Consider the following 12,082-nt stretch of genomic DNA (forward strand, 5'->3'; position numbering starts at 1 on the left):
TCTCAGTTCAGATCGAGGTTCTGGCCGTTCACCCGTTCACCGGCCAGCCTGGGGCCGTTGTCGCGCCTGTTGCGTTCGGACAGTTTTTCGTTGCCGTCGGCATTGAGATCAGGAATGACGAGGATCACCTGGTTTTCGAGCAACTTGTCCAGATTGCCGTTACCGATCTCCCTGATCAACATGAGACTGGCTTCTTTTCCCTCGACCTCGCCGGCATGGATATTAGCCTGGATCAACACCACGTCCCTGCCTGTCATCGCCAACTCGTAGACACTGCTGATCCCTTCCCTGCTCAGTATTACCAGGGGAACGAGCCTTCCTTCGGTCGACACACAGAACTCCACGACCTGGACTACATCGGACCGGCGGGCAACCCGATAGATAAACTCCATGATCTCAGGGTACAGGGTCGTCTCCGTGTAGTCGGTCTTTTCGGCGGTGGTCAGCGGGCCGGCCGTGTTGCCTGGCGCCCGGGCAGAAAGCGCGGGTGTGGTGGTAAATGTGACTGCCATGATCAGGGTAGTCAGAGGAACTACGAGTATTTTCAGGTTTGTGAAGATCGATCTCATGAAAAAACCTTCCTGTTAGTGTCGAAACTGAAGCTTATTCGAATTGGTCGAAATCGTCAAGTATGGGCAGAGGCTGCGATGTTGAAACAGGAGTTGAGATGTTGAAAAATGATGAGGTTTTTGCTAGACTCAGGCATCATCTTTCGAAAGGAGACAGTACCCGGAATGCTATCCCAACTGGATGGAAGAAAGAAAATCAATCTGATCGCACTCCTTGTCGGGGCCGGGATCCTGCTCGTGGTGGGTTGGAAGATGTTCTGGTTCCTGACGGACGATGCCTATATCTCGTTCAGGTATGTGAGCAACAGCATTCTCGGGCACGGCTACGTATGGAACGCCGCGCCGTTCCGGCCGGTCGAGGGGTACACAAATTTCCTCTGGATAATTTTGCTCGATGTCGTATGGAGGATCTTCAAGGTATCTCCTCCGGAATCGGCGAACTTCATATCGCTTGTTTTTTCTTTTCTTACATTCATGGTGGTATCAGCCGGGATCCTCCAGTTGAGATGGAGCAGGAAGCTGCACCCACACCGGATTGTGATCCTCGGTCTTGTACTGCTTGGGCTTGTTGTCAATCGTACCGTTCTGACCTGGAGCAGCTCGGGGTTGGAGACGGCGATGTTCAATTTTTTCCTGATTCTGTGGATCTATATCTGTGTCTTTGTTCCGATCACCAGCAGATGGTGGGTCGTTTCCCTGACATCTCTCGCTGTATGCATCTACCTGACCCGTCCCGACGGGATTCTTTTCCTCGCATCGACCCTGCTTCTTCTGGGATGGACATTTATCAGAAACAGGGACATCTTCCGCATGCGGCATCTTGCTGGAGCGTCTCCTCTTCTTCTCGTATTGTCGCATATTGTCTGGAGAAGGGCGACTTACGGGGAATGGCTTCCAAACACATACTACGCGAAGTTCACGGGTTCCTGGCCGGAAAGTGGCGCGAGACATCTCCTCTCGTTTATACTTGAGTACTCCCTGTGGGTGTGGATCGGGCTGGCCCTTTACGTGCTGATCAAGAGACTTGTTAAACCGTCACCCCGCGAAACTGTCGAGCGTGCTTCCAGACGGACGGCCGTTTTCGTAGTAACGGTGACACTACTGGCGCATCTTCTATACTATACAATTATGATAGGGGGGGACCACTTCGAGTATCGCATATTCAGCCACCTGATCTTCCTCGTTTTTCTCTCGTTCGTGTGGTTTCTCAATAACGGCAGGATCAAGCCGACAGCCTCGATAATCATGCTGATCGTCTTTATCACCCTGTCACTTCCTGTTCCCTGGACTCACTGGGCACATACACATGACCTTAATACACGTGAAGAGACTCACAAGTTACGGTATCCGGTCGCGCCCCACTGGCCCGGCCCCGTCCGCTGGTACGCGAACCTGTTCGATGAGCAGCAGTCCTGGCTTATCGATCATTACGTCTGTGTGCGGCACCAGGAACATAAGGTGAACTGCGAATATTTAATATCACTCTTTCCATCGAGGGCTAGTGGGTTGAAGCTACACACCGGAGATTATCCCGTATTAGCCTTCCCGGCGATCGGTGTCGCCTCGTGGGTCCTTCCCCAGGTCAACATCATAGATCTCCACGGCCTTAACGATTATGTCATTGCGAGGAACCCTCCTGAAGATACAGGGATGCGAATGATGGCTCATGACAGGTCGGCCCCGGAGGGTTATGTTCAATGTTTCATGCCGAATGTGCAGCTTCGAGGAAAGAAGGATCTGGTAATTCATGAGAGAAGGCAGCCCCTTACCGCTGCCGATATAATAGAGTGTGAAACCAGATGGGCTGAAACAGTCAGGACCCGGTGAGTCGCGAAGCCTGCTGAGACTGCCAGCTCTTTAAAATCTGGCCTGAACATGGTATAATCAGAAAACATGCATCGATCGAGAGATTTTGTATGATCTGTACATCATTGATTTTCTGCTGGAAAAACGGGAGGCGCCTCTTTGGGAAAGATAACATCCATCACAACGAGTCTCTATCATGGGATCTTGTTATTATTGCTTTGTATAGTCACGCTGTCGGCGGGCGTGCATGCTGAAGATCCGAATTCTACTGCCATGGTTCGGACACGGCTTTCGAAAGAGATCACGATCAGGGAGCTGCATAGGTTGAATGTAGATATCCTGGCCGTATATCCGGATGGAAGGATCGATCTTGGTGTCACGGCGAGTCAACTTCAGTGGGTCATATCCAGAGCTCCGATGGCAGAGGTAGTGGAGAGATCGATGCTTCGCGCACCATCCGCTCTTAATGAGAATCTAGGCCTTTATCACACATATGTGGAGATGGAGTCTGTGCTCGACAGTCTCCACGCCGAGTATCCGGGACTTACCAGGATCGATACGCTTGGTACATCGATCGAGGGGAGACTGATAAGGGCCATCAAGATCTCGGACAATGCCGCGATAGATGAATCCGAGCCTGAAGTGCTCCTTATGGGATGTCATCACGCGCGGGAGATCATGTCGGTCGAGGTCCCCCTTATGATGGTGACCTACCTCCTCGATAATTACGGGACCAGCCAGCAGGTCACATCCCTCGTCGACGAGCGGGAGATCTGGATAGCGCCGATGATCAACCCCGACGGGCATGTTTACGTACAGAACAACCATGATGGCGACTGGTGGAACTGGTGGAGAAAGAACAGACGCGACAATGGTGACGGTACTTTTGGAGTCGATCTGAACAGGAACTATGGCTACATGTGGGGATACGACGACATCGGGAGCAATCCTGATCCGGGGGGATGGACATACAGGGGACCGGCCCCCTTCAGCGAGCCGGAGTCCCGGGCTGTAAGAGATTTCTGCGATTCAAGGGAGTTTGTAGCCGCTCTTACCTATCATTCGTACAGCGAGCTGATAATCTATCCCTGGGGATATGACGCGATCTACACCGACGATCATGAGTTGTTTGCCACCCTCGCCGATTCGCTGAACATGGGGCTGGGGTATGTTCCCGGCTGTACAGCGACAAATGTCCTGTATCCGGCGAATGGAGGGACAGATGACTGGGCATACGGGGACACGACCCTCAAACCACCGATCTACTGCTACACCATAGAACTCAATACTTCCGAGGAAGGTGGTTTTGGCCCCCCCGATACGCTGATCCAGCCGACCTTCGACAAGGTCCTCCAGCTTAATCTGACTATCATCAGGAGAGCCGGGGACCCGGCCGGTGTACTGCCGCCTGAAGTGCCGTCCCTCTACGAGGTCGCAGACCTGGCTGACCCTTCGCATCTTGTAAGCTGGACAGCAGGTGGATCTTCCGATCCGAACCCGCCGGTTTCCTATAATCTGCGGGAGTACAGCGGTATGTCGTGGGTGACAGACCCCTGTGAGGTCGGGGATACGCTCTGGGTGGAAAATGGATTCAGTATAAGCAGCACGCGGGCCTTCACCGGAAGTGGCAGCTATTTTTCGGGGAGCGACAACTACCTGCACAACTACATAGAGATGGCAACCTTCTATCCTGTTTCCCACTCCGCTACCATTTCCTGCCAGTTATGGTACGACATCGAAGCAGGCTGGGATTACGCTTTCGTCGAAGCAAGTTTCGATGACGGGTTGACCTGGCAGGCTGTGCCCGGCAACCTGACGACCAACGATGATCCGAACGGCAATAACCGGGGAAACGGTATCACGGGGTCGTCGGTCGGATGGATTGCGGCCGATTTCTATCTCGATCAGATACCGGGGATCCTGACCGATTCGATACTGAAGATCCGGTTTGTTTACAGCACCGATGCCAGCGTTATGGGAGAGGGGATATATATCGACGATATAGATCCTGTCACGGTATACGAGGATCTTGTCATCCTGGCTGAATCACTTCCTGACACATTCTACGTACGGGAAGCGGACGAGACCGGATTTTTCGCGTACCAGGTCAGGGCGACCGATATAGATGGCCATCAAAGCCGGGGGAGCAATATAGTTTTCCATACAGTCAGCGATATAACAGACACCGAGATGACTCCGATGCTCAGAACAGCGCTTCTGCCGAACTATCCGAATCCTTTCAACCCTTCCACTACGATCTGCTTCACAGTCGGAGGGAGTGTGGGGGATACTGCATCGCCGGTGGCAGTCACTCTTGAGCTTTTCGATGTAGGCGGGAGGCGGGTGAGATCATTCGCGGAAAGGCTCCTGGTCCCGGGCGAGTATTCTGTATTGTGGAACGGCCGAAACAGCGGCGGCAAACCGGTATCGAGCGGAATATACTTTCTGCGGCTTGAAGCCGATGGCGAAAGCTTCAACCGGAAGCTTGTGCTGTTGAGATGAGACTGGCGAAGCTCTGGTGATTCCTGTGTCGCTGTGGCTGGTTGTACTCCTTGATATAAGAGCCCGAGTGATACATCTTGATTGACTTCTGACACCCTCGTTGCTACCATGTAAACGAAAATTTACAGGCGTGGCTCGCAGAACCCGATGTGATTTGAGATGCGCTATCTGCAGGCCGCGTTGGGGATTCCACCCCCTGGCTAACAGGACAGGAGTTGCGTGCAGTATTCAAGTAGGCTGGTTTGCGGGCTGTTAAAGCTGCAAGATCGCTTTGTTCCCCGGCTTTTCAAACACCAGTATAATTTTATCATCCCGGTTATTCTTTTAACAGCCTTTGTACTGGTATATCCACACGCCGCTTCCGCCCAGCGCTATCATGTCAGAACGTACTCCGAAGGAGACGGCCTCTCAAGCACAGCTGTAAAAAGTGTCATCCAGGACCATTCGGGAAAGATGTGGTTCGCCACTCGCTCGGGGATATCCTGTTATGACGGGGTGAAATGGGAGACGTACGGGGTAAATGACGGATTGGCGACCCTCTCGCAGAGCACCATTCTCGTGGACCACAGGGGGACTTTGTGGGCCCTGTCGGCAGAATATGAACTCTCGGTCCTGGAAAACGGGAAGTGGAGATTTCTGGCAAGGATTCCCGGCAACACTTTATTCGGGAATCAGCACTCACGTATGGTTGCTGTCAGAGATGGCGATAATCCGATCATTATCATCATATCGAAGAGCAGAGATCTTTATTGTTTCCGCGAGGACAGGGTCGAAATCCTTGCGGAGAGAGCATCGAACGGGATTGTTGATTTTTTCGGCCTGGCTGTTGTAGATAACGATCTGTTTGTTGCAACATCCGGCGGGCTTATGAGTGTTTCCGGCGATTCTCTTGAAAAGGGGTTTCGCCTGGTTGAGGGGTCTCCACGGGAGACTATTCTGAGCGTTGCGTATGAGGAATCCACCGACATGTTCTGGCTTGTCGGAAGCGACTGGATCGGGCAATTGAAAGACGGGATCTTTATAAGGATCAGTGAGATCCGTGAACTTGATACCTCCCTGAACTATGGATATTATTCCAGTATTCCGGATGGGGCCGGAGGCCTTTATTTCGGGGTTGAGACCTGGCTGTCCCGGCTCGATGACAGGAACAATATAGAGATTCTCAACAGGAACAGTGGCTTGATAAACGAAGGGACTACCTCTCTTTTCCGGGACAGGGAAGGTAATGCCTGGGTTGTAGGCCTTCGAGGTATCTCCAGGATCATCAATGACAGATTCGCTGGTTATTCGAAAGATAACGGACTTTTCGACGACGAAGTGACCGGGGTGGTTCAGTTGAACTCTGGAGTCATCGTTCTGGCTCATCCTCTGGGGCTCACATTTCTGGAAGAGAAGATCAGGACAAAAAAGATCACAGACGACAGGCAGAATGAAAGGATCCTCGATCTGGCCAGAGACGATAAAGATGATATCTGGCTGGCGGCAAGTAATGCGGGCCTGATCAGGATCGACAGAAATGGCAGAAAAACGATTTTTGGTGAAGATGAGGGACTCGAATTGCCGGTGCGGTCCGTTTTGTTCGATGCAGAGGGGCAGCTGTGGGTCGCCGGACAGGGGAAAGTCTGCAAATACAGAGATGGCCTGTTCAATGAATTTGTGTTGTGGGATGAATCCGTTTATGGCAACCATAATGTCCGGCGTCTTTTCAAATCGGACGATGGGACGATCTATGTGGGAACGCGGAATCAGGGGATATTCATAATCGAAGGTGGCCAGGTCAGGCAGAACCCCATCGGTGACGATCTGGCGGCCAGAAGTATTTATTCTCTTTTCAAGACATTGGAGGGCACCCTGTATGTCGGTACTTACGGGGGCCTTTTTGCCGATGTGGGTGAAGGGTTCGAGAGAGTGAGTTCCCCCGGGCCGGAGATAGAAAGGCCCGTCTACTTCATAGTCGATGATGGTGACAGCAATCTCTGGTTTGGCACCGATAACGGAGTCTACCGGTGGAATGGCGAGCGGTCCGATCATTTTACAGTCGAGGACGGAGTGATCGGGAGAGAGACAAACCGTGCCGCGGGGTTCGTCGATTCCGATGGCAAAGTATGGATCGGTACAGACCGGGGAGTATCGGTATACCGGAAGGAACATGACATACATGGTGATGTGGCGCCGCTGGTGAATCTGATCTCCCTGGAGACATCCAGCGCGGATTACTCTTTCGATGAGGACCTGGACCTTTCTCATTCAGAGAACACGATTATCATTGAATTCAGCGCTATTTCCTTTGCCGATGAAGACAAGATAATGATCCGCACCTGGCTCGAGGGATACGAAGAGGATTGGGGCGACCCGTATATTTCACACCTTAGGATCCTGAGATATATGAATCTGCCTCCGGGCAGGTATGTATTGCATCTGAAAGCCACGGGCTACGAACAGCCATGGAGCGAGGCCGTGTCATCGCCTGTTATCGCTATAGCAAAACCGTATTGGTCTGGAATCTGGTTCAGGCTGGTTGTCGCTTCGATTGCTCTGTTTATCGCATACGCGATATTCGCGTTTATTTCTCAGAAGAGATATGCCCGCAGGCTCAAGACCGAAGTCGAACAAAAAGTCCTCGAGAAAGAGGAGATCGAGAAAGAGCTGGCGAAGGCAGGCAAAATGAGGTCGATCGGCATTCTTGCCGGGGGTATCGCGCACGACTTTAATAATTTTCTTGTCGGGATCATAGGGAACCTTTCGCTTCTGGAGATGTCAGCGAATCTGAGCGAAGAAGACAGGGAGTTGACGGGGCAGGCTGCCAAAGCCGCGCAGAAGGCGAAGGCTCTCACAAGTCAGCTCCTGACCTTTTCACGCGGGGGAAGCCCCGTGCGTGAACCTGGGAATATAGAGAATGTGATCAGGGAGTCGGCCGCCTTTGTTCTGAGAGGTTCAAAAGTGGACTGCCGGTTTGAGTTGCCTGATGATCTCTGGCCGGTCCGTATGGATGCCGATCAGATAAACCAGGTGATCAACAGTATTCTCATAAATGCCCGCCAGGCCATGTCGGAGGGCGGAGTGATAAATATCCGGGGGAGGAATGTCGAGCGTTCCCCTGACGGGAAGGGTGGACAATTTCCCGCAACGGGTATGTTTGTGATGATAGAGATCGAAGATCATGGAGAAGGAATCCCGGCGGACCAGATCGATCATATCTTTGATCCCTATTATTCCATGAAAGACGAGGGTGAGGGCCTGGGGCTGACCACGGCATACTCAATAATCGACAAGCATAAAGGTTTTCTCGAAGTACGGTCTCAGGTCGGTGAAGGTACTACGCTGATCTTCTATCTGCCGGCAGTGAAGGAAATGCTATCCGTCGATCCTCCCGTGAAAGAGAGACAAAGCTTAAAGAAGGCCAGGATCCTGGTGATGGATGATGATGATACCGTACGCACCCTCATTGTGAAAATGGTCGGGATGGCAGGTCATATTGCCGGTGAAGCCGAGAATGGGACCGAGGCGCTCGAACTCTACAGGAAATCGATCGAGAAAGGCAATAAATGGGATATCGTCATAATGGACCTGACTATTCCCGGAGGAATGGGAGGTAAGGAGACGATCGGACCTCTGCTTGAGCTGGACCCCGAAGCAAGAGCGATAGTATCAAGCGGGTACTCAAGCGACGACGTACTGGCGAACTATGAGAAATACGGATTTCGTGCCAGGCTGGCGAAACCGTTCACTGCCGGTGCCCTGAAAGATATCATAAGTCAAGTCCTTGAAGAATAGTCGATCGTGATCCCGAATCCATCCATTATCTGTTGACAAATGTCCGCAACAGCTTATCTTTTGGCAAAATTGGATTGCCAGCCACTCCCCTCGCCGGGAAAAGGATCGTTCATCTATTCGCAAGCGTGTTCGGCATTGATCGATGTCCTCGCCACGCACAATGGGCAGGGTGACTGCCCGTGGAGCTGTTTTATGAGCAGGATGACAGAAAATAAAGAAATCAGGAATATCGCCATAATCGCTCATGTGGATCATGGCAAGACTACGCTTGTGGATGCAATGTTCAGGCAGAGCGGCCTGCTCCGGGAGGGACAGGTCGTAGATGAACGGCTGATGGACAATATGGACCTCGAACGTGAACGTGGGATAACGATCGCTGCCAAAAACTGTTCGGTGTCATGGAAAGACGTGAAGATAAACATTATCGATACGCCGGGACATTCCGATTTTGGTGCCGAAGTGGAAAGGGCCCTTTCGATGGCCGATGGCGCCATTCTTCTTGTAGACGCGTCCGAAGGACCTCTGCCGCAGACACGCTTTGTGCTGAAAAAGACTCTTGAAGCGGGACTCAAGGTCATAGTCGTGATCAACAAGATCGACCGGAAAGACGCGCAATCCGCCCAGGTGCTCGACGCGATCTATGATCTGTTCATAGATCTCGGCGCCGGCGACGAGCAGATCGATTTTCCTCTCCTTTACGCGATAGGCCGTGACGGGATCGCCAAAAAGACACTGGAAGAAGAGACAGACAACATTCACCAGCTGCTTGACGCGATCATCGATGAGATCCCGCCCCCGGCCTACGATCCGGATGAGCCGTTTCAGATGCTCGTATCTGATCTCGGGTATTCGGATTACCTTGGCAGGCTCGCTGTGGGAAGGGTCATCAACGGCAGTGTCGGTTCGAACAAGCTGCTCATCCGTATAGGAGAGCATGGCAAGCAGCATCCTCTGAGAGTGACGAAACTTCAGAAATACGAAGGTATGTCTTACAAGCCCGCCGAGTTTGTCACCGCCGGTGATATCGCTGTCCTTGCCGGGATCGTCGATGTCAAGATCGGAGATACGATCTGCACGAGGGAGCATCCAAAGGCGCTGAAACGTATCACTATCGACGAGCCGACTATCTCTATGCGATTTACGGTCAACGATTCCCCGTTCAGCGGTCAGGAAGGCCGTTTCGTCCAGTCTCCAAAGATACGCGAGCGCCTCCATAAGGAGACTCTCATGAACGTTGCGATCCAGATGGAGGAAGACCGCGAGCGTGACTGTTTCATCGTTAAAGGGCGCGGAGAGTTCCAGATGGCTATCCTGATAGAGACGATGAGAAGAGAAGGGTTCGAATTCTGCGTTGGACGTCCGCACGTCATATTCAAATATGAGAATGGAAAACGGCTCGAGCCGATCGAACGCCTGTTCATCGATTGCGAAGAGGCGTTTCTCGGTACGGTAACAGAGAAACTGGCTATTCGCAAAGCCAGGATGGCCGATTTGATCCATGACGGCAGTGGCCGGGTCAGAGTCGAATTTTCGGCCCCTTCGAGGGCACTGATAGGATATCGGGATGAATTTCTCACCGATACCAAGGGGACCGGCGTGATGAACTCGTATTTCGCCGGATACGAGGAATACAGGGGTGATTTCAATACTCGTTTCACAGGTTCGATAGTGGCCGACAGAATGGGCAAGGCCGTGGCCTATGCGCTCTTCAACCTTGAGGCGCGCGGACGGATGTTCGTGAACCCGGGTGACCCGGGATACGAGGGAATGATCGTCGGTGAACATAACAGGGGTAACGATATCAACGTCAATCAGGCGAAGGAGAAGAAGCTGTCAAATATGAGAGCCTCTGGCAAGGACGACGCCGTGGTCCTGACTCCTGTGAAACCTATTACGATAGAAAAGGCCCTGAATTTCATCCGCGACGATGAGATGGTCGAGATCACACCCAAGTCGATCCGGCTGAAAAAGACCATCCTGTCCGCCCAGCTCAGAAACAACCTCAAGCCTGATTCATTTACCGATTTGAGTCCAGCAGATCGCTCAGGAGAGTAGACATCTCAGTCAGCGTGTAAGGTTTTACAAGTACTCCGGCAAAACCAAAATCCTGAAAATCGGCCATGGTCGAGTCGTTTCAAGTCATCTGTCAGGTTTGTTCAGCGCCAGATGCTGTCCCGTATCGGTGCGACGGCGATTTGGTGAAACCCTGTTGTAACTTGTGTGTTTAATGATACGACTGTATTATAGACTGGAGGCCAGTCGAGTGTGGCTTTTCCCCGAAGGATGTCGTCTTGCGAAAAAACAGGTCACAACTGACAGCCCTTGTCATCTCGGTAATCGTACATCTGCTGATTCTTGTCCTGTACAAGCCGTTGTCCCTTATCAGTTTTTCTCCTGATGATGTCGATTCGGCGCTGGTAGCGGTTCGGCCCCTCGTCTTCGAGCTTGTCGAAACACCGGAAGACGCTATCAGGCAGAGGCCCGAAGTGGCGAGCCTGCTTTCGGACAAGGACGCTATCGCGAGGAACGAGAAACGTCCAGAGGACCTTCGCGAGGGAGAGGCATACAGCGAAGGGATCAGCGAGCACAGGATCTTCGCGGGCGATATGTCCACATCATCAGGAGCGGATGTCTCTGAAGATTCACCCGACCCACGTCAGTCAGATTCGGATGAGGCTGACGAGAGGCAGGACTCAGATAAAGCAAGTATGTCTGACATGGTGATCCGGGTGCCGCAGGACCTCGGTGAGATATTCAGTAGAAACAGGTCGCCGGCCCTGAACAGCAGCCATGACCGGCAGAGTTCACAGAGCAGTTCTTTCACAGATGACGTTGATTACGACCAGAGACGAGAGGCCGCGAAAGCTCTCGGAGGCGTCACACTCAATACATACGACTGGGATTTCGCGTCGTATATCCTGGAAATGAAACGAAAACTCCGGTCTAACACCCATCCGCCAGGGGCCTTCTCGCCGCTGGGCCTGATAGACGGGCAGACGGTGCTGACTTTCAGGGTGATGTCGGACGGGAGGGTGGAAGATCTGAATGTGGTAGAGTACAAGGGAGACAGGACATTGATGGAGACCAGCGTCGACGCGGTGGAGGCCTCATCGGCGTTTAGTCCGCTACCCGATGATTTTCCAGAAGAATATCTGGAATTGACATGGACATTTATATTTTACGTATACAGGAGGTAACAGAGGATGACGGGAATATTTTCCGAATTACAGAATGGTGGGGTCATCATGTACCCACTCCTTCTCGGGTCGGTGTTCGCCCTGTCGATCGTGATTGAGCGAAGCTTCTGTCTGAGGAAGAAGAAGGTGATTGTCGCGGAGATCGTCTCGGCGATCGGGAAGATAGAAAGTGTAGAGGATATGAAGGTGGCAGAAAGGATATGTGAGGCCAACCCCGGGCCGTTCGCCAGTATA

General features: G+C 52.3%; 7 protein-coding genes. 6 read left to right on the plus strand and 1 reads right to left on the minus strand.

The window, feature by feature from the left end:
* Positions 1-2: 2 nt before the first annotated feature.
* Positions 3-569, minus strand: a complete 567-nt coding sequence (locus KOO63_13290) for a hypothetical protein (GenBank protein MBU8922787.1) — start codon at positions 567-569, stop codon at positions 3-5.
* A 165-nt stretch (positions 570-734) separates the two neighbouring features.
* On the opposite strand from KOO63_13290, the gene KOO63_13295 reads away from it, so the two are divergent.
* The 6 genes from KOO63_13295 to KOO63_13320 all read left to right on the plus strand — a co-directional run.
* Positions 735-2,396 (plus strand): hypothetical protein, encoded by a 1,662-nt coding sequence (locus KOO63_13295; protein MBU8922788.1) that lies wholly within the window; start codon positions 735-737, stop codon positions 2,394-2,396.
* A gap of 138 nt (positions 2,397-2,534) precedes the next feature.
* Positions 2,535-4,877, plus strand: coding sequence for an immune inhibitor A (locus KOO63_13300; GenBank protein MBU8922789.1), 2,343 nt, complete (start codon positions 2,535-2,537; stop codon positions 4,875-4,877).
* Positions 4,878-5,096: 219 nt separating this feature from the next.
* Entirely contained in the window at positions 5,097-8,651 is a 3,555-nt protein-coding gene (locus tag KOO63_13305) for a response regulator (GenBank protein ID MBU8922790.1), read from the plus strand.
* Between the two features lie 192 nt (positions 8,652-8,843).
* Entirely contained in the window at positions 8,844-10,706 is a 1,863-nt protein-coding gene (typA, locus tag KOO63_13310) for a translational GTPase TypA (GenBank protein MBU8922791.1), read from the plus strand.
* A 236-nt stretch (positions 10,707-10,942) separates the two neighbouring features.
* On the plus strand, positions 10,943-11,848 hold the full coding sequence (locus KOO63_13315; GenBank protein MBU8922792.1) for a hypothetical protein: 906 nt from the start codon (positions 10,943-10,945) through the stop codon (positions 11,846-11,848).
* Between the two features lie 6 nt (positions 11,849-11,854).
* Positions 11,855-12,082: hypothetical protein (locus KOO63_13320; protein MBU8922793.1), on the plus strand; the 228-nt coding region annotated here is incomplete at its 3' end.

Source organism: Candidatus Latescibacterota bacterium (assembly GCA_019038625.1).
Lineage (GTDB): Bacteria > Krumholzibacteriota > Krumholzibacteriia > Krumholzibacteriales > Krumholzibacteriaceae > JAGLYV01.